This is a genomic window from Polynucleobacter sp. 39-46-10, assembly GCF_002282275.1.
Genome location: NZ_NCJB01000002.1, coordinates 37,204 through 58,867, shown reverse-complemented (window position 1 = coordinate 58,867; position 21,664 = coordinate 37,204). Strand labels below are relative to the sequence as shown.

The window sequence follows — 21,664 nt, the reverse complement described above, 5'->3', positions numbered from 1 at the left end:
ATGATGGCGTTAATTCCGGTAACAATTCTCACAGGCTTTTTAGGTAGCGGCAAAACCACTTTGCTCAAACACATCCTGACGGCCGAGCATGGCAAAAAAATAGCCGTGATTGAGAACGAGTTCGGCGAAGAGAATATCGACAACGACATCTTGGTTCAAGACAATCAAGAGAATATTGTGCAAATGAGCAATGGCTGTATTTGCTGCACCATTCGTGGCGACTTAGTTGAGGCACTTAATACTCTCTGGGAGCAGCGCAAAGATAAAAAAATTAGCTTTGAGCGCGTAGTCATTGAGACTACTGGTGTAGCTAATCCAGGCCCGGTGGCGCAAACATTCTTCATGGATGATGATGTTGCAGATCATTACGTATTAGATGCAGTGGTCACCCTTGTGGATGCTAAACATGGCCCGCAGCAACTGACTGAGCATGAAGAGGCGCAGCGCCAAGTAGGCTTTGCCGATCAAATCTTCATCACCAAAACAGATTTAGTAACGCCTGCTGAAGTGGATACTTTACGCAATCGCTTAATGCATATGAACCCTCGCGCTCCGATTCAGGGTATCTCTAAGGGTGTAGTTCCTTTGGATGCCGTTTTGGATCTCAAGGGCTTCAATTTGAACGCGAAGCTCGATATTGACCCTCACTTTTTGGAGCAAGACGATCATGACCATGCTACTTGTGGGCATGACCACAGCCATGACCACCATGACCACGCCACTTGTGGGCATGACCATAGTCACGATCATCATGGCCATGCCGGCCATACAGACCGCATCCAATCCTTCGTTTTTCGTAGTGATAAACCCTTTGATCATAAAAAACTAGAGGACTTCCTGGGAGGCATTTTGGAGGTCTTCGGAGAGAAGATGTTGCGCTATAAGGGCGTCCTCTATGTGAAGGGAACTAACCGAAAAGTCGTGTTCCAGGGCGTTCATCAGATGATGGGTAGCGATATGGCTGGTTTATGGGGTGCCGAACCCAAGCAAACCCGCATGGTCTTTATTGGCATCGATTTACCTAAAGACACGCTACTGGCTGGGCTTGAGGGCTGTTTAGTTTAAAAAATATAAAGTACAATCCGCCGCCACGGTCAATATTGATAAATATTGGCAAAAGGGCAGTAAAAGTTTGGCAGAATGAAGTAATAATGGTTTAGATCCACTGAAAGAACGAAATGACGGTAAAAACACCAACGAAATCTACGGCTACAGCAAAAGCGCCTACTAAGGCTGCAAGTGCAAAGGTTGCAAAGGGTGCTCCTTTAACAGAGGTTGAATTGCTCAAGATGTCCGAAAAGGACTATATGAATGCAGCTCAACTCGATTTTTTCCGTCTAAAGCTTCTGACCTTAAAAGACGATATTTTGAAAAACGCCTCTGAAACCACAGAGCATTTGCGTGAAAACATTTTGGTTCCTGATCCGGCGGACCGTGCAACGATTGAAGAAGAGCATGCTCTTGAGTTGCGCACGCGTGATCGTGAGCGCAAGTTATTGAAAAAAGTAGAGCAAGCTTTGGCCCGTATCGAGTCTGGTGATTATGGCTGGTGTGAGGAGACTGGAGAGCCGATTGGCTTGAACCGTTTAATTGCGCGTCCAACAGCCAACCTCTCTCTCGAGGCGCAAGAGCGCCGTGAGCTTCGTCAAAAGTTGTTTGGCGATTAATTACTAGATTGAATATAAAAGTAGCAATGACCAAGCAATCCCCATCTATTAGCGAAATTTCTCCTTTATTAAAAGCGGAGATTTTGGCCGAGGCTTTGCCTTACATTCGTGCGTATCACGGTAAGACTATTGTGATTAAGTACGGCGGAAACGCCATGGTCGAAGAGCGTTTGAAGGAAAGCTTTGCCCGTGATGTCATCTTGCTGAAGCTGGTTGGTATGAATCCAGTGGTGGTCCACGGCGGCGGCCCACAAATTGATGAGGCCCTCAAGAAGATTGGTAAAACTGGCACCTTTATTCAAGGTATGCGTGTAACCGACGAAGAAACCATGGAGGTAGTGGAGTGGGTTCTTGGTGGTGAAGTGCAGCAGGATATTGTGATGTTGATTAACCACTTTGGCGGCCAGGCTGTTGGTTTGACTGGTAAAGATGGTGGCTTGATTCGCGCGAAGAAAATGTTTGTTGCCGATGAAAAGAAGGCTGGCGCAACCATTGATTTAGGTTTTGTTGGTGAGATCGAAGCTATTAATCCGGCGGTTGTTAAAGCACTGCAAGACGATGCATTTATTCCGGTGATTTCCCCAATTGGATTTAGTGAAGAAGGCCAAGCATACAACATCAATGCTGATCTAGTGGCTGGCAAGATGGCGGAAATTTTACATGCAGAGAAATTGGTCATGATGACCAATATTCCTGGTGTGATGGATAAAAATGGCACGCTCTTAACCGACCTGACTGCCCGTGAAATTGACGGCCTCTTTGCTGATGGCACGATTTCTGGTGGGATGTTGCCGAAAATTTCTTCTGCATTAGATGCGGCAAAGAGTGGTGTGAATTCCGTTCATATTATTGATGGACGAATTGAACACTCTTTATTGTTAGAGATTCTGACGGAGCAAGCTTTTGGAACAATGATTCGCTCTCGTTAAGAGTTGAATAAGAGATATAGGTATGCGTGATTCTTTAGACCCTACTGCATCAGAAATCGAGGCAACAGTTGCCGAAGAGGGTAAGACACGCAAGCGTCCACGCCCTGGTGAGCGCCGCTTGCAAATCTTGCAAGTATTGGCCGAGATGTTGCAAAACCCTAAGGGTGAGCGTGTAACAACTGCGGCGTTGGCGGCAAAAATTCAGGTTTCAGAGGCGGCACTCTATCGACATTTCGCTAGTAAGGCGCAGATGTTCGAAGGCTTGATCTCCTTCATTGAGCAAACTGTTTTTGGTTTGATTAATCAGATTAATCAAAAGGAAGAATCTGGGCTTGCGCAAGCTCGTGGCATTTTGCAGATGCTTTTATTCTTCGCCGAAAAGAATCCCGGCATGACTCGTGTTCTCTTGGGGGACGCATTATTGCAAGAAGATGATCGTCTACAAGACCGCATTACACAAGTACTCGATCGTGTAGAGGCATCCTTAAAGCAGGCACTGCGCATTGCTCAAACTCAGGGCGGTAACTGGGCAAACGTATCTCAAGATGAAGTCAGCATTCGTGCAGCGATGTTGATGAGTTATGTCTTGGGCCGCTGGCATCGCTTTGCTCGTAGCGGCTTTAAGAAGTTCCCAACCGAAGCATCTGATATTAGTCTTCGCATTCTTCTGTCCGAATGAGCGAGCTACACCTCTCTAGAAACACCATCCACTTTGCCGAGCCTTTGCCTTTGCAAAGTGGCGCCATCTTATCGGGCTACGATTTAGTTATTGAAACTTACGGCAAGCTCAATGCCGATAAAAGTAATGCTGTGCTGGTTTGTCATGCACTTAATGCATCCCACCATGTAGCCGGTCCTAATCCTGATAATGCAAAAGATATCGGCTGGTGGGATAACATGATTGGGCCAGGTAAGCCGGTAGATACAAACCATTTTTTTGTTATTGGCGTTAACAATTTAGGCTCATGCTTCGGATCTACCGGGCCAATGAGCATCAATCCCGCCACTAGCAAGCCCTATGGCGCAGACTTCCCAGTAATTACGGTTGAAGATTGGGTGAATACCCAGGCACGCTTGGCTGATAAGTTAGGCATTCGTCGTTTTGCTGCAGTGATGGGCGGAAGCTTGGGCGGTATGCAGGCATTGGCTTGGTCCATCCAGTTCCCAAAGCGTCTTGCCCATTGCCTAGTAATTGCCTCGACACCAAAATTGAGCGCACAGAATATTGCATTTAATGAAGTGGCGCGTAATGCCATTTTGTCTGACCCGGATTTTCATGGCGGCAATTACTATGAGCACGGTGTAGTGCCGAAGCGTGGTCTCAGACTAGCGCGCATGGTCGGCCACATCACTTATTTGTCAGATGATGATATGGCGGAAAAGTTTGGGCGCGAGCTGCAAAGACCAAATGGTGAGTCTCATGACTACCGCTTCAGCTTTGATGTGGAGTTTGAGGTGGAAAGTTATTTGCGCCATCAGGGCGATAAGTTTTCCACTTACTTTGATGCCAATACTTATTTACTCATTACTAGGGCACTTGATTATTTTGACCCTTCTCGTCGTTATGAGGGTAGCTTAAATCGCGCTCTTTCTGAGGTGCGGGCCAAGTTTTTAGTTGTGAGCTTTTCTACCGATTGGCGCTTCCCACCTAATCGCAGTCGCGAGATTGTGGAGTCTTTGCTCAGCAATAAGAGTGAAGTGAGTTATGCAGAGATTGATGCACCACACGGGCACGATGCTTTCTTATTGGATGATCCGCGTTATCACAATCTGATTCGTGCTTACTTCGAACAAATGCTAGAGGCTAAATCATGAAGCGCGCAGACTTTGCTGCAATAGCAAACTGGATTGCGCCCAATAGCGAAGTTTTGGATCTTGGCTGTGGTGACGGTAGCTTCTTGGAGTATTTGCAAAAGCAAAAACCTGTGCATGCTTATGGCGTTGAGATTGATGATGCGCGCGTACTTTCTTGCGTCCAAAAAGGTTTGAACGTCATTCAACAAAATCTTGAAGGGGGTTTGGCGCTCTTTGAGAACAATAGTTTTGATACGGTTGTGCTCTCACAAACACTGCAAACTATTCACGAAACTGAAAAGATCTTGCGTGAAGTAGTTAGGGTGGGTAAAGAGTCGGTTGTCTCTTTCCCGAATTTTGGCCATTGGTCACACCGCCTAGCCGTTGGTTTTGGCCGTATGCCGGTTTCGAAAAGCTTGCCTTACCAGTGGTACAACACACCCAATGTGCGCGTTCTTACCGTTGCTGATTTTGAAAAGTTAGCCTCGAGCTTGGGCTTGCAGATTCTGGATCAATGCATTTTGCATGAGGGGCGACAAGTTACCTTGATGCCTAATCTTTTTGGAAGCTTAGCGCTGTTCCGCGTTCGACGTGCTTAGTAGCGCTCAGTCCTGGCTGAAAGATTTTCGGGTTTATCTCGAATGGCCTTGTCTCCGAATGCTCTTTTTGGGATTCTCCGCCGGTCTACCCTTACTGCTTATTTTGGGAACACTGAGCTTTTGGCTAAGAGAAGCAGGTATTGATCGCAGTACTATTGGTTACCTCACTTGGGTTGGCTTGATCTATGCGTTTAAGTGGATGTGGGCGCCTTTAGTAGATCGACTATCCATTCCCTTGCTATCTAGCTTGTTTGGTAGAAGGCGTAGCTGGCTGCTTTTTGCGCAGTTGCTAATTATTCTTGGCCTGGTCGGTATGGCCAGCATTGACCCCAAAGCTCAGCTCACGTCAATTGTGTGGTGCGCACTCTTAGTTGCCTTTGGCTCTGCAACTCAAGATATTGCTTTAGATGCTTTTCGGATTGAGTCTGCAGATAGTGATCATCAAGCAGCATTAGCCGCTACGTATCAAACAGGCTATCGACTCGCTTTAATTTGGGCTGGGGCCGGCGTTCTTTGGTTGGCCGCCCGTGCTGAGTCAGGCTCTGCTGGCTATGATCCTGCTGCCTGGCAATTTGCTTATCTTTGTATGGCGCTCTCGATTGGTGTGGGCGTGGTCACCACCTTATTTAGTAAAGAGCCCGTTCGCATTGAGCTTGAAAAGACCCGCAATGCAAGGGCATGGCTACATCAAACTTTGATTGAACCATTTGCAGACTTTATTAAACGCTATGGCTGGCACGCCGTTTTGATTTTGTCTTTAATTGCCGTCTATCGTATTAGTGATGTGGTGATGGGCATTATGGCCAATCCGTTTTATGTAGACATGGGATACACCAAGGATGAGGTTGCAGCAGTCAGCAAGGTCTTTGGTGTGGTGATGACATTGGTCGGAGCCTTCCTTGGCGGTGTTCTCACATTGCGCTTTGGTGTGATGCGAATTTTATTCTTGGGTGCAATCTTATCGGCCGTCAGCAATTTATTATTTGCTTGGCTTGCGACGCAGGGCCATGATTTGCATGGCTTGATCTGGGTAATTTCTGCCGATAACCTGAGTTCCGGAATTGCTTCGGCCGCCTTTATTGCGTTTCTCTCAGCGCTGACAAATATTCAGTACTCTGCAACCCAGTACGCATTGTTTAGTTCGATGATGCTCTTATTGCCAAAGTGGTTGGCTGGATTCTCGGGCGTCTTTGTAAATAACTTTGGCTACTCAAACTTTTTTATTAGTACTGCGATTATTGGTGCGCCGGTATTAATTCTGATTTGGCTCACCATTCACTTCAAAGTGGTCGAATTTAAACGGCACGATTCACAGGTCGCTAAATAGACCAGTCGTAGTCCACTGTGAGTGGAGCGTGATCTGAGAAGCGCTCATCTTTATAAACGGCAGTATCCTTAGCGCTTGCCGCAATTCCTGGGGTGGTGATGTGATAGTCGATGCGCCAGCCTACGTTCTTTGCATACGCTTGACCGCGGTTACTCCACCAGGTGTAGCAGGTATCAGTGGCTTCAGGCTCTAGTTTTCTATAGACATCTACGTAACCGACTTTGCCAAACAGGTTTGTTAGCCAAGCTCTCTCTTCAGGCAAAAATCCCGAGTTCTTGAGATTGCCTTTCCAGTTTTTGAGGTCAATCTCATTGTGGGCAATATTGACGTCGCCACACAGGACAATCTCACGCCCTGACTTCTTGAGTTCAACTAGGTGTGGCAAGAAAGAGTCTAGATAACGATATTTAGCTTCCTGTCTTTCCGGAGAGCTAGAGCCTGAGGGCATATACACCGAGATTACTGACAGCTTTTTGAACCGGGCCTCTACGTAGCGTCCCTCAGCATCAAATTCTTCGTTGCCATAGCCATAGAGCACTTCGTCGGGCTTATGCGGGGTGTAGATGCCACAACCGCTATAGCCCTTTTTCTCGGCATGATGAAAGAAGCCGTGTAGACCATCTGGATTGAGAATGGCATCTTCTAAGTCGTCTTGTTGAGCTTTGAGCTCCTGCATGCAGATAAAGTCCGCTTTTTGCTTCACAAGCCAAGGCAGAAAGCCTTTTTTGACTGCAGAGCGGATACCGTTGAGGTTGGCAGAAATGATGCGTAACATATAGGCCTATGAGCTCAAAAAATTCTAATCAAGATAACTTTATTCAATTTGCCTTAGAGGCAAATGTTTTGTCGTTTGGGGAGTTTAAAACTAAAGCGGGGCGACTTTCCCCTTATTTCTTTAATGCGGGTGGATTTAATGATGGTGCCCGCCTTAGTGCGCTTGGCCATTATTACGCTAAAGCCTTGCAAGAATCTGGTCTGCAATACGACATGCTTTATGGGCCAGCCTATAAAGGTATTACTTTGGCTGCTGCCACTGCAATTGCTTTGGTCGATGCTGGACGTAATGTGCCTTATGCCTACAACCGCAAAGAAGCCAAAGATCATGGTGAGGGCGGTTCATTGGTAGGTGCCCCAGTAAAGGGCAGAGTGGTCATCATTGATGACGTAATTTCTGCTGGGACGTCTGTACGCGAGTCTGTGAAACTCATTCGGGATGCAGGTGCTGAGCCAGCAGCAGTATTGATTGCTTTGGATCGCATGGAAAAGTCGGGGACCGCTACAGAGATTGGCGACAAGTCTGCGGTGCAAGCAGTGGAACAAGAATTTGGATTGCCAGTTGTAGCAATTGCGAACCTAGCCGACTTGATGGCTTTCTTAACTGCCTCAAGCAGTTCGGAGTTAACAAGCTACCTGCCAGCGGTGAAATCCTATCGTGAGAAGTACGGGATTTAATCTAAAGAGTAGTAGTGGTAGCGGTAGTTGCTGGATTTCCGCTCTTTAGATCTTTGTTTCACCTTCGAATACGGTAATGGCTGGGCCTGTCATGATGACGCTCTGAGCCACTTCATTGATCATGCCGCCCCAGGCAATTTGTAAATCTCCACCACGGGTATGCACCTTCACCGGGGAGTCGAGTAAGCCACGGCGAATGCCGGAGACAACTGCGGCACATGCACCTGTGCCGCAAGCCAAAGTCTCGCCGGCACCACGCTCAAAGACGCGCAACTTGATTTCATGGCGATTCAGAATTTGCATGTAACCCGCATTGACTCTTTTCGGAAATACCGCATCCTTTTCGATTGATGTACCTTCTTCGAGAACGGGTGCGCTATCAACATCACCCACTACTTGCACTGCATGGGGGTTACCCATCGACAAGACACCGATCCAGCTGTCGTGGGTAGCAGGCGTAGCAATAGGCAGCGCGTAGAGCATTTCATGAAACTCTTGCTTACTTGCTAGGCCGCTTGCATTAAAAGGAATTTCGCTATGCTCAAAAATCGGCGCGCCCATATCCACTTCCACCTGGCCATCATCATGAGATCTCAAGGTGAGAACGGTATGCGCTACTTCCACGCGCAATGGGTTCTTTGTAGAAAGACCTTGGTCGAGCACAAAGCGAACAAAGCAACGTGAACCGTTGCCGCATTGCTCAACTTCGCCACCATCCGCATTGAAAATGCGATAACGAAAATCTGCATCCGGACGCGTGGCTTTTTCAACGAGCAGAATTTGATCGGCACCAATGCCAAATTGGCGATGGGCTAATTTTTGCCATTGCTGGCGAGTGATATCGCTGAGGTCTTGATCAATACCGTTAAGCACAATGAAATCATTGCCAGCACCATGCATTTTGGTGAAGCGTAATGTGCGTGCAGGCTTGTTTAAATTCGTACTCAAAAGAATCCCAATTATTTGTAAAGACTTGGCTCGCCAGGTGGCCGATGTTTAAAGCGTTTATGTACCCAATAGTACTCCGCCGGCCTTTCTCGAACAAGGTCTTCGATGTATTTGTTCAATCGCGCAGTATCCGCTTCAACATCATCTGTTGGAAAATTGGGGAGTGGTGCGCTGATATTGCAGGTGTACCCCATGCGATCGGGATTTAATGTGGTGGTCATGAGGCAGACTTCTGCGCCACTGAGTCTAGCTAAGCGTGAGACCGAAGTGATCGTATTGGTTTGAATGCCAAAGAAGGGTACGAAAACGGAGTCACGTGGACCGAGATCAATATCAGGCGCAATAAAAATAAAGTTACCTGTTTGAATTTCACGAATCAAATCACGTAAGCGACTTTGCCTCTCAATCGATTTTCCGCCGAATCGATTTCTCCATTCAATCATCTTTTGATTAAAGAATGGATTCTTCATATTTTGGTAGAGCCCTGCGCCACGTGGCCAGTCATGCTGACTTGCTAAAACCGATAGTGCCATGAAGCCGCCCTCAAGCCCAACAAAGTGAGGGTTGATTAAGAGCCGTGGCTTGCGATCACCCAGCGTAATCGCAGAGTTGATGGTGACGATGTCAGTAATCTGCTTGCCGCTACCGAGCCAAATACGACTTCTCTCCATCACGCTGCGCCCAAATAATTTCCAGTGCTCTAAAGCAAGCGCATCAATTTCGTCTTCGCTCAGACTGGGAAAGCACAGGCGTAAGTTGGTTTTAACTACCTTGGCGCGTTCATTAGGTATGTGCGCTGCTAACCAGCCAAGACCATAGCCTATGTAAATCGTCAGGGTGTAAGGCAGAAATGCAAATAGGCGCAGTAAGCTCAGCGCCAGAAAATTGAAAACGTTTTGTAACCAGGTCATGTTGAATAAATCATCAATTTATTAACTAATTGCTTGGTGGTAATTCTGCTCCGCTGGGATGTTTGTAGCGGTTGTAAGCCCAGATGAATTGATTGGGCGCAACCAGAATTGCATTTTCAATTGCAACATTGAGTTCGGCTGCTGCTAGGGCGGAATCTTCGGATAGCGGCTCTAATCTCTTGGCTTGCATAAGCCAGCCTTTACCGAGCCCTTTGCGTTTGGCAGTAAACATCACAACAGGTGAGTTGTTGCGATTAGCTAAGCGTGCTGGCAGTGGAGTTGTATAAGCGGGGCGCCCAAAGAATGGTACCCATACACCCTCACCACCGCTAGGCACTTGATCTGGAAGAATGCCTATAGCCTCACCGCGAGTGAGTGCTCGTGTCATTTGACGAACGCCATTCAGGTTGGTTGGTACGAAATGCATATTGGGATAGGTGCGACCTTCTTCCACCACTTCGTTAAGCCATTCTTGGCGTGATGGGCGATAAAGGATTGTGGCAGGGAAGTGCTGAGCTAAGACTCGAGGAATGATTTCAAAGCCACCGAGGTGAGGCGTGAGCATAACTAAGCCATGACCTTCGTTAATGGCCGCTTTCACCAAATCCCAGTCCTGGACTTCGACTAGCTTGAGGGCCTTTGCTGGATTGCGCCAAATCCACAAGCTGTCTGAAAAAAGTTGTCCTGAAGCAACTGCTGCACGCCAGATTTGCAGGGGTAAATGATGGCTTTTCACAACCGCCTCGTATTGAGGGCGGAAGAGTGATCGATATTGCTTAGATCCTACATAGGCCAGCATCCCTAAGGCAGCCCCAATCACCTGAACTAGGAATAAGGGCAATACCGCTATTGCAGCGAGGATTAGTTTAAGAAGGACTTTGCGCACCCTCTAATGATATTCAATGCTGGCGCTAGGGCCAAATTTCCAACCGTGCTTGATAAATAAGGCATTTTTCGGATAGAATTGCATCATCGCTGAGTTAAGGCAACTTGCAGGGCGATTCATAAATTCTGCTAAAGCGTCGCCGTTGAAGTTCCTGGCACGTCGAGTTGTCCCTTAGATCGTGTTAATTTATATGCAATGGCAAATGATTACTTCTTTACCTCAGAATCTGTTTCTGAAGGTCACCCCGATAAAGTAGCAGACCAAATCTCTGATGCCATCTTGGATTCAATCCTGGCTCAAGACCCAACTGCGCGCGTTGCTGCAGAGACTTTGTGTAATACCGGGCTAGTGGTATTGGCCGGTGAGATTACTACAAATGCGAATGTGGATTACATCCAAGTAGCCCGCAATACTTTGCGTGAAATTGGTTATGACAATACTGACTACGGTATTGATTACAAAGGTTGTGCGGTTTTGGTTGCCTATGACAAGCAGAGCCCGGATATTGCTCAAGGTGTTGATAAGGCGCATGACGACGGCTTGGATCAAGGTGCTGGCGACCAAGGTTTGATGTTTGGTTACGCCTGTGACGAAACTGCAGAGCTTATGCCTTTACCAATCCATTTGTCACACCGCTTGGTTGAGCGTCAGTCTCAACTGCGCCGTGATGGTCGTTTGAATTGGTTACGCCCAGATGCGAAGTCCCAAGTAACCTTGCGCTACGTGGATGGCAAGCCTGACTCAATCGATACCGTGGTTCTCTCTACACAACATGATGAAGAAATTTCTCTTGAGAAATTGCGCGAAGCAGTGATCGAGGAAATCATCAAACCTGTATTGCCAAAGCATTTGATTAAAGGTGCGATTAACTTCTTAGTGAACCCAACAGGTCGATTTGTTATCGGCGGCCCGCAAGGTGATTGCGGTCTAACAGGTCGCAAGATCATTGTGGACACCTACGGCGGTGCAGCCCCTCACGGTGGTGGCGCGTTCTCTGGTAAGGATCCATCCAAGGTTGACCGTTCTGCTGCTTATGCTGGTCGTTATGTAGCCAAGAACGTAGTTGCAGCAGGACTGGCAAGCAAGTGCTTGATTCAGATCTCCTACGCGATTGGTGTAGCTAAGCCAACTTCAGTGATGGTGAGCACTTTCGGCACTGGCAAGATCTCTGACGAGAAGATTGCGCAACTGGTATCTGAGCACTTTGACTTGCGTCCAAAAGGCATCGTCAAGATGTTGAACCTCTTGCGTCCGATTTATCGCAAAACTGCTGCTTACGGCCACTTTGGTCGTGAAGAGCCAGAATTTACTTGGGAACAGTGCGATAAGGCGCCTGCGTTACGCGCGGCTGCTGGCTTGTAATCTGCTTTTTAGGCAGTAAATTTGCAGTATGTTGTTGTATTGAGGCGAAATATGGCGAAATTGATTACAATTTGGCCATACCTTCAAGGAGCGTTGCAAGGAATGCTGAGAACCAGTGTTTCCCCAGGCTTGAAGGGAGTGAGCTCTTAGGTAACTCTAGAGTTTGCTAATTGCAACTGCGCTCGCTAACCCATGATTCAATGGCTAGCGAGTTTCTACTCCAGCATTGGATCGTATTTAGCTGGAGCATTCATGAGTACCGTTTCCGATTTAAATAATTTTGTAGCAACCCGTTGCGCTATTGCAGATATTTCTTTGGCTGATTTTGGCCGTAAAGAAATCGCCATTGCTGAAACAGAAATGCCAGGCTTGATCGCGATTCGCGACGAATTCGCATCACAGCAGCCATTACGTGGTGCACGCATCACTGGTTCATTACACATGACCATTCAAACTGCAGTGTTGATCGAGACGCTCGAAGCTCTCGGTGCTGAAGTGCAGTGGGCCTCTTGCAATATTTTTTCTACACAAGATCATGCTGCTGCGGCAATTGCTGCCAATGGCACACCAGTATTTGCAATCAAGGGCGAAACTCTTGAGCAATACTGGGATTACACCCACCGTATTTTTGAGTGGGCCGATGATGGCTTCACCAATATGATTTTGGATGACGGTGGCGATGCGACTTTGTTGTTGCATCTCGGTGCACGCGCCGAGAAAGATCAAGCTTGCTTGAATCGCCCAACTAGCGAAGAAGAAACCATTTTGTTTGCAGCCATTAAAAAGAAATTGGCGCAAGACCCAACTTGGTATTCCACACGTTTAGAAAAAGTCAAAGGCGTTACTGAAGAAACTACTACTGGTGTACATCGTCTCTATCAGATGTTCGCTAAAGGCGATTTGAAGTTCCCAGCAATTAACGTGAACGATTCTGTTACGAAGAGCAAGTTCGACAACCTCTACGGTTGCCGCGAATCTTTAGTTGATGCAATCAAGCGTGCTACCGATGTGATGGTTGCCGGTAAGGTTGCAGTGGTTTGTGGTTATGGAGACGTAGGTAAGGGTTCAGCTCAAGCCTTGCGCGCCTTGTCAGCCCAAGTTTGGGTTACTGAAGTAGATCCAATCTGCGCATTGCAAGCAGCGATGGAAGGCTACCGTGTTGTCACAATGGATTACGCTTCAGATAAGGCAGACATCTTTGTTTCAGCAACGGGTAACTACCATGTAATTACACATGACCACATGGCGAAGATGAAGAATCAAGCCATTGTTTGTAACATCGGCCACTTCGATAACGAGATTGATGTTGCTGGTATCGAGAAGTACAAGTGGGAAGAAATTAAGCCACAGGTAGATCACGTGATTTTCCCGGCAGCGAATGGCAATCCTGAGAAGCGCATCATCATCTTGGCTAAAGGTCGTTTGGTTAACCTCGGTTGCGGTACAGGTCACCCATCTTATGTCATGAGTTCTTCATTTGCGAACCAAGTGATTGCGCAGATGGAATTGTGGAATGCAGTTGGTACAGATAAATACCCAGTTGGTGTTTACACATTACCTAAGCATTTAGATGAGAAGGTTGCCCGTTTGCAGCTCAAGACATTGAATGCACAGTTAACTGTATTGTCAGATCAGCAAGCTTCTTACATTGGCGTAACGAAGGAAGGCCCTTATAAGGCTGACCACTATCGTTATTAATTTGCCCCTTGCTAGATATTGTTCAATAGAGAGATAGAGATACAGATACAGGCCCAAGATCATGGAATTAAGCGTTGAATTCTTCCCTCCAAAAACACCTGAAGGTGAGGGCAAGCTGCATCTCGTGCGCGAGCGTTTTAGTGAAACGCTCAAGCCCGCTTTTTATTCTGTGACCTTTGGTGCTGGTGGCTCTACTCAATCTGGCACATTAAAAGTCGTGAGTGATATTCATGCTGCAGGTGCTGTGGTTGCTCCACACTTATCTTGTGTTGGTAGCTCGCGTGAAAGTGTGCGCGAAATGTTGAAGCAATATCAAGCCTTAGGTGTTAAGCGTATCGTAGCTTTACGTGGCGACTTACCATCTGGCATGGGTCAGTATGGTGAGTTTCATCACGCTAACGAATTGGTCGAATTTATTCGTGCAGAAACTGGTGATTGGTTTCATATTGATGTAGCAGCTTATCCAGAATGCCATCCGCAGGCCAAGTCGCCTGCAACGGATGTTGATTTCTTTGTGCAGAAGATGAAGGCTGGAGCCAATTCAGCAGTAACGCAGTATTTTTATAATAGTGATGCCTATTTCCGCTTTGTTGATGAGGCCTATGACCTAGGCGTTACGCAACCAGTCATTGCCGGAATCATGCCAATCACTAATAGCACTCAGCTGCTGCGTTTCTCTGATGCCTGTGGTGCGGAGATTCCGCGTTGGATTCGTTTGCGTTTGCAGTCTTATGGCGATGACACTGCTTCGATTCGTGCATTTGGTGAAGAAGTAGTTACCGATCTTTGCGATCAGCTTTTAGTGGCTGGCGCACCTGGGCTACATTTTTATTCGCTCAATCAGGCGGATGCTGTTCTAGCGATTGCAGACAATCTCAGTCTCAATAAGTAATTACTAAGCCCGACTCAGTGAGTAGAGCATCTAAAGGCTCGTCATGCGTTTGAGCCTGCCACTGAGAGTCATCTAATTTTTGCCAATCAAAGCCAATACCTACGCATAGTAGGTTTGGTTTGGCTTTACGCAGCTGGGCCAAGGTGCGATCAAAGTAGCCGCCTCCATACCCAAGCCGCCAATAATGTGTTTTATCGCCTACCCTGGATTCTGACCAGCCTACACAGGGAATCAAGATGCAGTCTGGAGTAACTTGAGGCCTGCGAGGATTATTGGGATCCGGCTCAGGCACACCATGGCGACTAGGAATGAGTAGGTCGCCAGCTTGCCAGGCATAAAAATCCAAATGTTTATCGGGACGCGCAAAGGGGAGGGCCAGCGTTTTATCTGCCTTACTCTCAACCCACGCTAATAGTGTAGGTCGCAAATCAAGCTCATCTTGTATAGGGCAATACAAGGCAATGGATTGAACTTGAGCGTCATGGTCAGCCAGAAAACTAACCAGCCCAGCCAAAATGGCTTCTTGAGTGATGGAATAGCCTGTGCTGGCCGCAAACTGTTTCCTTTGGGCTAGCAAGTCTTGCCGTAGCGATTTTGGAGAATTGCCGTGCATATAGACCATTATCAGGCGAAAATTAAGAGATATAGTAAATCGATAAGGTAAGACGGTGAAAAAGAAGTTTTGTATTCTTGGTGGCTGGCAAAAAACCGCAGGCGGGATTCTATTTCTAGCCCTTGCAGTTTCTGCGCCCAGCATTTTTGCGGAAAAAGCCAAGAAAACCATTCCTGCTAAAGAAACTAGGGTTTCAGCCTTTGAGATTACGCAGGGCGATCGCACTTTTATTGAATTGCGTGAAGCAGCCAAGAGAAATGATGTGGCTCGCGCACAAACATTAGCGGCTAGCCTCTCTAATTACCCATATGAGGACTATGTAACCTATTTCCGTATTAAGCCCCAGTTATTTGATAGCGCTGGTGTTGCTCGTGCGGATAGTAACGCTGATGCTCAGGTAGCGGCTTTTCTAAATCAATATCAAGATACGGCTTTGGCCGATCGGATGCGCAATGACTGGCTACTCGTTTTGGGTAAGCGAAAAGATTGGTCGCGTTTTGATGCTGAGTACCCTAAGTTTTTTTTGGATGACGACACTCAGGTGAAGTGCTATTCACTGCAGTCAAAATTAGCTCAAGGTGAGAACCCAACCAAAGTGGCGATTGATGCACGCGCAATATTATTGGATCCACGTTATTTCGGTCAGGCTTGCCAAGAATTGGTGCCTATTTTGGTTGGTGCTGGTGGTATGACACCGAGCGAAGCAAAAGCGATTGGTCGCGCTGCTAGCGAGATGAGTTTTGACGCCATGTCACGTCGCTTGGGTGGCGAAGATCCTATTGCCGATATTGTGAAGGCTGCTAAAGCAGACCCTGCAAAGGCATTTAGAGACTTTTCCCAAAATGCATCTCGCTACAGTAAGGAGAATCAGGCGGTAGCTTGGGGTGTGATTGGACAGTTCCTCGCAAAGAAATTAGATCCCAATGCAGATGATGCCTATCGTCTTCAGCAAGACCTGGGCTACAACGAACTTCTTTCTACTGAGGGTCAGGAGTGGAAAGTGCGTGCAGGCTTGCGCGCCAAGGATTGGACCTTGGTAAAGAATGCCATTGAAGGCATGAACCCAGCGGTACGCAGTAAAGATCCCGCTTGGACTTATTGGTATGCACGCGCATTAAAAATGGATGGTCAAAATGAAAAAGCGCGCGAGAACCTCGAACTCGTTGCTGACCAATATAACTTTTATGGACAGCTTGCTCGCGAAGATTTAGGTAAATCCAATCATGCACCTGCCCGCACCAAAGTGAGTGATGCAGAAATCGAAGCCATGTCTCAACGTATAGGCTTTATTAGGGGTGAGCGCTTCTATGCGATGAACTTACGTTTTGAAGGCAACCGTGACTGGAATTGGGAGTTGCGCAATATGAGTGATAAGCAGTTGCTTGCAGCTGCTGAATACGCCAAGCGGATCGGTTTATACGACCGCGTTGTGAATACGGCAGATCGTACTAAGCAAGAGCATGACTTTAGCTTGCGCTACCCAACACCTTATCGTGATGAACTATCGCCAATTGCTAAGCAAATTGATTTGAACTTGGCTTGGGCATATGGGTTGATTCGTCAGGAGTCACGCTTCATCATGAATGCCTCCTCTTCAGTGGGTGCTTCAGGCTTGATGCAAGTGATGCCAAACACGGCGAAGTATGTCGCCAAGAAAATTGGCATGACCTCGTACACCAATGACAAGCTCGCTGATACCAATACCAATCTCACACTGGGCAGTAATTACTTAAATATGGTCTTAGTGGATCTAGATGGCTCTTGGGTCCTGGCATCTGCGGCTTATAACGCAGGCCCGTCACGCTCTAAAACTTGGCGGGAAAAGCTCACCAGCCCTACTGAGGGCGCGATCTTTGCAGAAACAATTCCGTTCAATGAAACACGAACTTATGTAAAAAACGTTTTGGCTAATGCAACGTATTATTCATCAGTGATGCATGGGCAGACACAGTCTTTAAAGCAGCGTTTAGGTGTGATTGCTCCTAAAGCAGCAAACGCATCTGAGTTACCTTAGTATTTCAACTACATTGGAATTTTATGAAATATGACATTCTGCTAATTGGCGGTAACGGTTTTGTAGGCAGAGTTTTGGCTGCCCAGTTGCAAGCAGAAGGCTACTCCGTTCTACTGCCTACTAGGCACTTAGCATCTGCACGTGAATTGCGCATGCTACCGAAAGTACACTTAGAGGATGCTGATGTACACGAGTTTGATTCTTTGCAAGAGCTTTGTTCGCGAATCAAGCCTGGTGGCGTAGTCATTAATTTAGTTGGCGTGTTACATGACAAGCCTGCTCAGCCTTATGGCAAAGTGTTTAAAGCGGCTCACGTGGAGCTCCCAAAAAATATCATGACTGCTATGCAGTTGCATGGTCTTAAGCGTTACCTGCATATGAGTGCATTGGGTGCAGACTCAAATGGTCCATCGATGTATCAGCGTAGTAAAGGTGATGGCGAGGCTGCAGTCAAAGCCAGCAACCTCGATTGGACTATTTTTAGGCCTTCAGTGATTTTTGGCGCTCAAGATCAATTTATTAATTTGTTTTCCAAATTAACGAAATTATTTCCAGCAATGCCTCTGGCAAACTCTGGAGCGCAGTTTCAGCCAGTGAGCGTAGATGATGTGGCCAGTGCATTTACCAAGTCTCTGAAAATGCCATCGGCCATTCATCAATCTTATGATTTGGTGGGTCCTACTGTTTACACCATGAAAGAAATTGTGGAATTTGCTGCGCATAAGGCCAACACAAAATGCGTCATTATTCCTGTACCTACTTTTGTTGGTTACCTTCAGGCCTTGGCTTTTGAGTACCTGCCAGTTCCGACTTTAATGTCGCGGGACAATATTGCTTCAATGCAGGTGCCAAACATCTTGCCGCTGAATGGCGAAGATGCCCTGACTAAAGTATTTGGTATTAGTCGTCGCACCCTAGAAGGCATGAAATAAGCCCATGAAGATCTACGCTGTTGGTGGCGCCATTCGGGACACCCTGATGGGTTTGCCAGTGCACGACATTGATTATGTAGTGGTTGGTTCAAGTGTAGAAGAGATGATTGCCCAGGGATATCGTCCAGTGGGTAAAGATTTTCCAGTGTTCTTGCATCCAGAGACTCAAGCTGAATATGCCTTAGCTCGAACTGAGCGTAAAACCGGCAAGGGATATAAAGGCTTTATGTTTTACGCTGACCCGACTGTCACGCTAGAGCAGGACTTAGAGCGTCGCGATTTGACCATCAATGCAATGGCCCAAGAGGTGAGCGCTGATGGAGAATGGGTGGGGCCTATTTTGGATCCCTATAACGGTCAGCAAGATTTAGCAGCCAGGATATTTCGACACGTGTCCGATGCGTTTGCAGAGGATCCTTTACGCTTATTGCGCATTGCCCGTTTTGCAGCACGCTTCCCGGAGTTCGCGGTAGCGCCAGAAAGCATGGCTGCTTTGCAGGCCATTGTTCAATCGAATGAATTATCAGCGCTCTCAGCTGAGAGAATTTGGCAAGAGTTGGCTAGAGGTTTTACTGCCAGCAAGCCCATGCGAATGTTTCAGGTCTTGCTCGATTCTGATGCAGCTAAGGTATTACTGCCGGCATCATTGACATCTTCTTTGGCTCAAGAAGAATTCCGCGATCAGCTCATTGCACATTTGCATGCAGCAGATAATCGCCTAGAAGATCGCTGCGCTGTGACACTCATGCATTTGCCTGCTAGAGAAATTCGTTCATGGGCAGAGTGCGTCAAGATGCCAAATGAAGTCCGTGATTTCAGTGAATTATTTAGTGAGCTCAATGCACTCATCGAGAAATCGGTTAACGATGTAGGCGCTAACTATCAGCCTGCAGATATATTGGCTTGGTTTAATCGTGCAGACGTTTGGCGTAAGCCTGACCGTGGAAATGCTTTGTTAGGTTTGGCAAATCATATTGGCTTGAATGTCAGCGCTTTAATTTCGGCAATGCAAAATTCTCAATCGCTCAACACGGCCGAAATTATCGAAGGTGTTCCGGCAGAGGAGCGATCTAACGGTGAAAGAATTCGTAGTGCAGTAGATGCTGCTAGACTCGTAGCTATTACTATGGCCGTAGCCATCTAAAAGCTTACAGTCGATTTCTGCCTCGAAAGCCTGGTAAGTCTTCTAAGACGTGGTTTGGCAATACGTCAGATAGTTTCTTTGAGAATGCAAAGACCTTAAAGAGCTCGCCCATCTCCGCTTCGGACAATATTTTTTGCAGTGAGTTCGAAATGGGTAAGAAAGTTTCCGGGTTGCTGGGGTTGCCAATCTCTAATGCAATATCTCCAATACCCGCATCAAGTAAGTAGCTTGCTTGATTGCTGAGATAGACATCATCCACCCCTTCTTCGAGTGCACTGCGTGCAATCTGTGACCATTCCACATGGGTTGTTAAATCACAAAGCCCCGGGAGATGAAATGGATCTTGAATGGCATGATGGCGATGATGCGCCATGAGTGTACCTTCAAGGCGTTGCGCGTGGTAGTACTCGCTCTCCGGAAATCCATAATCAAATGTGAGGAAGAGTCCGGTATCGAGATGCTTGGCTACATGGTGCATCCAGGCATTTGCAGGCACATGTAATTCTGTAACGTAGCCTTCAGAAAAGTTTCCAGTTAGCAGGGCCTCTGGAAGTAGAGACTGCTCAACGGGCTTTCCTGTCGACCAAGCAAGCTTACCGTCAATTACAGCGACCCCTTGTTGATACCAAAAGCCATTTTGAGAAATGATGGCGTCACAAGGAATCGCATCAATTACCTCATTGGCCAGGACAACACCTTTGAACTTGCTGGGTAAAGAACTTAACCAATTGCATTGAGTAGGTAAGGCTAGCTTCCCCGTAAGTTGCTGGAGGCGATCTTCTTGTCTTTGAGCTAGGTCTGGCGAGATCTCGATAATGTCGTAGCGATCTAAGGAAAATCCCAGATCGTGCAGTCGGGTGAGAATGGATTCGGCTAACTTGCCGGTGCCGGCACCAAACTCCAGAATCTGGGTGGGGAGCCCTTGAGCCTGAAGTCCCTCAAGAATGGGTAGAAGCGTTTCCACAATAGCTGCACCAAATAAGGAGGAGAGCTCAGGTGCGGTCGTGAAATCACCGCCAGCACCTAATTTATGAGCTCCAGCACTGTAATAGCCCATTCCAGGTTCATAGAGGGCCATTTCCATATACCTTGAAAAGGGTATCCAGCCGCCTTTGGAGGCGATTTCAGCCATTATTTTTTGGCTAAGAAGCTCGGTATGAGCCTTTTCAAGGCTGGTCAAGGTAATATCCATAGCTCGCTAGTCTAAGAGAATTTAAGTGAACTTGAGTTCAAACCCATCACCTCAGCAAAATAAAGCGGTTTTAGTGACCGGCGCTGCCAAGCGCCTTGGTCGTGAAATTGCCTTGGAATTTGCTCGTCAGGGCTGGGATGTGGCAGTTCACTATGGCCGCTCTGAATCCGATGCTCAAGTCACTGTAGCTGAGATTCAGAAGCTGGGGCGTAAGGCCGTGGCATTTAAGGCTGACCTCGCTAGCGAACTAGAAATTACTTCTCTGTTTACCGCAGTTGTAGCTGAGTTCAGTAATTTGCAATGTCTAGTTAATAGCGCTTCGATCTTTGAATACGATCGCGCTAATTCTGGGGCGCCCTTGAGTGGTAAAAGTTTGCGAGACCATATGCAGGTGAATTTAGCCGCACCCATATTACTTTCTCAGTTGATGTTTGAGTATCAAAAGAGTCAGACAAAGAAAGCAGACGAGAGTGATTTATCTATCCCTTCGGTGATCCAGCTGCTCGATCAAAAATTAATTAATCTCAATCCAGATTATTTGTCTTACACATTATCTAAGGCTGCACTGCTCACTTCGATTGACGTACTTGCTGTGGATTTTGCTCCGCACTTGAGAGTGATTGGTTTGGCTCCTGGCATTACGCTGACTTCGGGCGATCAAACTGAATCCGGTTTTACCAAGGCGCATCAAATGACGCCCTTGGGTAAGTCATCAACACCAAGCGATATTGCAAAAGCAGCAGTATTTTTGGCAAGCTCGAATGCAATTACAGGCACCACCTTATATGTAGATGGCGGACAGCATCTTTTACCATCATCACGCGATGTGATGTTTAAGACAAGTTAAGAATTTAATACAGAATCAAAAGTTAAAAAGAGCTAATACAAATTTATGCATGCCATTCTTTCTCATCCAGCACTTGCTGATTGCCGCCGCTTATTTCTGCGTGACTATGAAATCTATATCAATATTGGCGTTCATGATTTTGAGAAAAAGGCTGAGCAGCGCGTTATTCTCAATGTAGATCTCTATATTCCACTGAATATGAACACCCCTTCTCAGGATTTATTGGAAGAAGTGGTTGATTATGACTTTATGCGTGAGACCATTAAGGCGCGGTCTTCCCAGGGTCATATTCATTTACAAGAAACCTTCTGCGATGACATCGTTGCCGCGATGCTCTTGCATCCCAAGGTCATTGCTGCTCGTGTTAGTACGGCAAAGCCAGATGTTTATCCAGATTGTCACTCCGTTGGTGTTGAGGTATTTCGGATGAAGCAGGCTTAAAGAAAATTCAGAAAAG

Annotated in this window: 22 protein-coding genes and 1 riboswitch; of the genes, 16 read left to right on the top strand and 6 right to left on the bottom strand. The window is 46.9% G+C overall.

What is annotated here, in order from left to right; genetic code table 11:
• From B7X71_RS00600 to B7X71_RS00570, 7 genes are all read left to right on the top strand, one after another.
• Complete coding sequence (locus B7X71_RS00600) at positions 1–1,065, top strand: GTP-binding protein (protein ID WP_293596720.1); 1,065 nt, start codon at positions 1–3, stop codon at positions 1,063–1,065.
• 224 nt (positions 1,066–1,289) lie between these two features.
• A complete protein-coding gene (gene dksA / locus B7X71_RS00595; RefSeq protein ID WP_293596804.1) occupies positions 1,290–1,667 on the top strand; it encodes an RNA polymerase-binding protein DksA in 378 nt (125 codons plus the stop codon).
• Between the two features lie 26 nt (positions 1,668–1,693).
• Positions 1,694–2,596 (top strand): acetylglutamate kinase, encoded by a 903-nt coding sequence (gene argB / locus B7X71_RS00590; protein WP_215376228.1) that lies wholly within the window; start codon positions 1,694–1,696, stop codon positions 2,594–2,596.
• Positions 2,597–2,618: 22 nt separating this feature from the next.
• A complete protein-coding gene (slmA, locus tag B7X71_RS00585) occupies positions 2,619–3,275 on the top strand; it encodes a nucleoid occlusion factor SlmA (RefSeq protein ID WP_293596721.1) in 657 nt (218 codons plus the stop codon).
• Entirely contained in the window at positions 3,272–4,411 is a 1,140-nt protein-coding gene (locus B7X71_RS00580) for a homoserine O-acetyltransferase (protein ID WP_293596722.1), read from the top strand. Before slmA ends, B7X71_RS00580 begins: the two co-directional genes overlap by 4 nt.
• The gene (metW, locus tag B7X71_RS00575) at positions 4,408–4,989 is read left to right on the top strand and encodes a methionine biosynthesis protein MetW (protein WP_215302215.1); all 582 of its coding nucleotides are present in this window, start codon (positions 4,408–4,410) and stop codon (positions 4,987–4,989) included. Before B7X71_RS00580 ends, metW begins: the two co-directional genes overlap by 4 nt.
• A complete protein-coding gene (locus tag B7X71_RS00570; RefSeq protein WP_293596723.1) occupies positions 4,982–6,316 on the top strand; it encodes an MFS transporter in 1,335 nt (444 codons plus the stop codon). Before metW ends, B7X71_RS00570 begins: the two co-directional genes overlap by 8 nt.
• Here B7X71_RS00570 and B7X71_RS00565 read toward each other — a convergent pair.
• On the bottom strand, positions 6,309–7,091 hold the full coding sequence (locus tag B7X71_RS00565; RefSeq protein ID WP_293596724.1) for an exodeoxyribonuclease III: 783 nt from the start codon (positions 7,089–7,091) through the stop codon (positions 6,309–6,311). The two genes, B7X71_RS00570 and B7X71_RS00565, sit on opposite strands and share 8 nt — an antisense overlap.
• 8 nt (positions 7,092–7,099) lie before the next feature.
• Here B7X71_RS00565 and pyrE point away from each other — a divergent pair, with 8 nt between their 5' ends.
• Positions 7,100–7,768 carry an orotate phosphoribosyltransferase gene (gene pyrE / locus B7X71_RS00560; RefSeq protein WP_293596725.1) on the top strand — a complete coding sequence of 223 codons (669 nt, stop codon included), beginning with the start codon at positions 7,100–7,102 and terminating at the stop codon, positions 7,766–7,768.
• Positions 7,769–7,813: 45 nt separating this feature from the next.
• On the opposite strand, the gene dapF is transcribed toward pyrE, so the two are convergent.
• From dapF to B7X71_RS00545, 3 genes are read right to left on the bottom strand one after another with little or no spacing between them, the layout of a single operon-like run.
• Positions 7,814–8,668, bottom strand: coding sequence for a diaminopimelate epimerase (gene dapF / locus B7X71_RS00555; protein WP_293596805.1), 855 nt, complete (start codon positions 8,666–8,668; stop codon positions 7,814–7,816).
• Between the two features lie 59 nt (positions 8,669–8,727).
• Positions 8,728–9,627 carry a lipid A biosynthesis acyltransferase gene (locus B7X71_RS00550; protein ID WP_293596726.1) on the bottom strand — a complete coding sequence of 300 codons (900 nt, stop codon included), beginning with the start codon at positions 9,625–9,627 and terminating at the stop codon, positions 8,728–8,730.
• Between the two features lie 25 nt (positions 9,628–9,652).
• Complete coding sequence (locus B7X71_RS00545; RefSeq protein WP_293596727.1) at positions 9,653–10,513, bottom strand: lysophospholipid acyltransferase family protein; 861 nt, start codon at positions 10,511–10,513, stop codon at positions 9,653–9,655.
• A gap of 195 nt (positions 10,514–10,708) precedes the next feature.
• Between B7X71_RS00545 and metK the strand changes: the two genes are divergently transcribed.
• The 3 genes from metK to metF all read left to right on the top strand — a co-directional run bounded on the left by metK (position 10,709) and on the right by metF (position 14,465).
• Complete coding sequence (gene metK / locus B7X71_RS00540; RefSeq protein WP_215302209.1) at positions 10,709–11,875, top strand: methionine adenosyltransferase; 1,167 nt, start codon at positions 10,709–10,711, stop codon at positions 11,873–11,875.
• A gap of 79 nt (positions 11,876–11,954) precedes the next feature.
• A riboswitch (S-adenosyl-L-homocysteine riboswitch) is annotated at positions 11,955–12,066 on the top strand.
• Positions 12,067–12,127: 61 nt separating this feature from the next.
• Positions 12,128–13,573: an adenosylhomocysteinase gene (gene ahcY / locus B7X71_RS00535; protein ID WP_293596728.1), complete on the top strand. Its 1,446-nt coding sequence runs from the start codon at positions 12,128–12,130 to the stop codon at positions 13,571–13,573.
• Positions 13,574–13,634: 61 nt separating this feature from the next.
• Positions 13,635–14,465 (top strand): methylenetetrahydrofolate reductase [NAD(P)H], encoded by an 831-nt coding sequence (gene metF / locus B7X71_RS00530; RefSeq protein ID WP_293596729.1) that lies wholly within the window; start codon positions 13,635–13,637, stop codon positions 14,463–14,465.
• On the opposite strand, the gene B7X71_RS00525 is transcribed toward metF, so the two are convergent.
• Positions 14,455–15,078, bottom strand: a complete 624-nt coding sequence (locus B7X71_RS00525; RefSeq protein ID WP_293596730.1) for a 5-formyltetrahydrofolate cyclo-ligase — start codon at positions 15,076–15,078, stop codon at positions 14,455–14,457. The genes metF and B7X71_RS00525 overlap by 11 nt on opposite strands.
• 55 nt (positions 15,079–15,133) lie before the next feature.
• Here B7X71_RS00525 and B7X71_RS00520 point away from each other — a divergent pair, with 55 nt between their 5' ends.
• Genes B7X71_RS00520 through B7X71_RS00510 form a run of 3 tightly spaced genes read left to right on the top strand, consistent with a single transcriptional unit; the run spans position 15,134 to position 19,168 of the window.
• Positions 15,134–17,092 carry a lytic transglycosylase domain-containing protein gene (locus tag B7X71_RS00520; protein ID WP_293596731.1) on the top strand — a complete coding sequence of 653 codons (1,959 nt, stop codon included), beginning with the start codon at positions 15,134–15,136 and terminating at the stop codon, positions 17,090–17,092.
• A 23-nt stretch (positions 17,093–17,115) separates the two neighbouring features.
• Positions 17,116–18,024: a complex I NDUFA9 subunit family protein gene (locus tag B7X71_RS00515; protein WP_293596732.1), complete on the top strand. Its 909-nt coding sequence runs from the start codon at positions 17,116–17,118 to the stop codon at positions 18,022–18,024.
• 4 nt (positions 18,025–18,028) lie between these two features.
• Complete coding sequence (locus B7X71_RS00510; RefSeq protein WP_293596733.1) at positions 18,029–19,168, top strand: polynucleotide adenylyltransferase; 1,140 nt, start codon at positions 18,029–18,031, stop codon at positions 19,166–19,168.
• A gap of 4 nt (positions 19,169–19,172) precedes the next feature.
• Here B7X71_RS00510 and B7X71_RS00505 read toward each other — a convergent pair whose 3' ends face one another.
• Positions 19,173–20,360 carry an SAM-dependent methyltransferase gene (locus tag B7X71_RS00505; RefSeq protein ID WP_293596734.1) on the bottom strand — a complete coding sequence of 396 codons (1,188 nt, stop codon included), beginning with the start codon at positions 20,358–20,360 and terminating at the stop codon, positions 19,173–19,175.
• Positions 20,361–20,385: 25 nt separating this feature from the next.
• Between B7X71_RS00505 and B7X71_RS00500 the strand changes: the two genes are divergently transcribed.
• Complete coding sequence (locus B7X71_RS00500) at positions 20,386–21,207, top strand: SDR family oxidoreductase (protein WP_293596735.1); 822 nt, start codon at positions 20,386–20,388, stop codon at positions 21,205–21,207.
• 45 nt (positions 21,208–21,252) lie between these two features.
• A complete protein-coding gene (locus tag B7X71_RS00495; protein ID WP_293596736.1) occupies positions 21,253–21,648 on the top strand; it encodes a dihydroneopterin aldolase in 396 nt (131 codons plus the stop codon).
• Positions 21,649–21,664: the final 16 nt, after the last annotated feature.

What these genes read in the sequence shown, in the direction of transcription:
- dapF (WP_293596805.1), bottom strand. Translation starts at nt 8,668, where the DNA reads ATGCATGGTGCTGGCAATGATTTCATTGTGCTTAACGGTATTGATCAA.
- ahcY (WP_293596728.1), top strand. Translation starts at nt 12,128, where the DNA reads ATGAGTACCGTTTCCGATTTAAATAATTTTGTAGCAACCCGTTGCGCT.
- B7X71_RS00600 (WP_293596720.1), top strand. Translation starts at nt 1, where the DNA reads ATGATGGCGTTAATTCCGGTAACAATTCTCACAGGCTTTTTAGGTAGC.
- B7X71_RS00510 (WP_293596733.1), top strand. Translation starts at nt 18,029, where the DNA reads ATGAAGATCTACGCTGTTGGTGGCGCCATTCGGGACACCCTGATGGGT.
- dksA (WP_293596804.1), top strand. Translation starts at nt 1,290, where the DNA reads ATGTCCGAAAAGGACTATATGAATGCAGCTCAACTCGATTTTTTCCGT.
- metF (WP_293596729.1), top strand. Translation starts at nt 13,635, where the DNA reads ATGGAATTAAGCGTTGAATTCTTCCCTCCAAAAACACCTGAAGGTGAG.
- B7X71_RS00580 (WP_293596722.1), top strand. Translation starts at nt 3,272, where the DNA reads ATGAGCGAGCTACACCTCTCTAGAAACACCATCCACTTTGCCGAGCCT.
- B7X71_RS00565 (WP_293596724.1), bottom strand. Translation starts at nt 7,091, where the DNA reads ATGTTACGCATCATTTCTGCCAACCTCAACGGTATCCGCTCTGCAGTC.
- metK (WP_215302209.1), top strand. Translation starts at nt 10,709, where the DNA reads ATGGCAAATGATTACTTCTTTACCTCAGAATCTGTTTCTGAAGGTCAC.
- slmA (WP_293596721.1), top strand. Translation starts at nt 2,619, where the DNA reads ATGCGTGATTCTTTAGACCCTACTGCATCAGAAATCGAGGCAACAGTT.
- pyrE (WP_293596725.1), top strand. Translation starts at nt 7,100, where the DNA reads ATGAGCTCAAAAAATTCTAATCAAGATAACTTTATTCAATTTGCCTTA.
- metW (WP_215302215.1), top strand. Translation starts at nt 4,408, where the DNA reads ATGAAGCGCGCAGACTTTGCTGCAATAGCAAACTGGATTGCGCCCAAT.
- argB (WP_215376228.1), top strand. Translation starts at nt 1,694, where the DNA reads ATGACCAAGCAATCCCCATCTATTAGCGAAATTTCTCCTTTATTAAAA.
- B7X71_RS00525 (WP_293596730.1), bottom strand. Translation starts at nt 15,078, where the DNA reads ATGCACGGCAATTCTCCAAAATCGCTACGGCAAGACTTGCTAGCCCAA.
- B7X71_RS00515 (WP_293596732.1), top strand. Translation starts at nt 17,116, where the DNA reads ATGAAATATGACATTCTGCTAATTGGCGGTAACGGTTTTGTAGGCAGA.
- B7X71_RS00505 (WP_293596734.1), bottom strand. Translation starts at nt 20,360, where the DNA reads ATGGATATTACCTTGACCAGCCTTGAAAAGGCTCATACCGAGCTTCTT.
- B7X71_RS00550 (WP_293596726.1), bottom strand. Translation starts at nt 9,627, where the DNA reads ATGACCTGGTTACAAAACGTTTTCAATTTTCTGGCGCTGAGCTTACTG.
- B7X71_RS00495 (WP_293596736.1), top strand. Translation starts at nt 21,253, where the DNA reads ATGCATGCCATTCTTTCTCATCCAGCACTTGCTGATTGCCGCCGCTTA.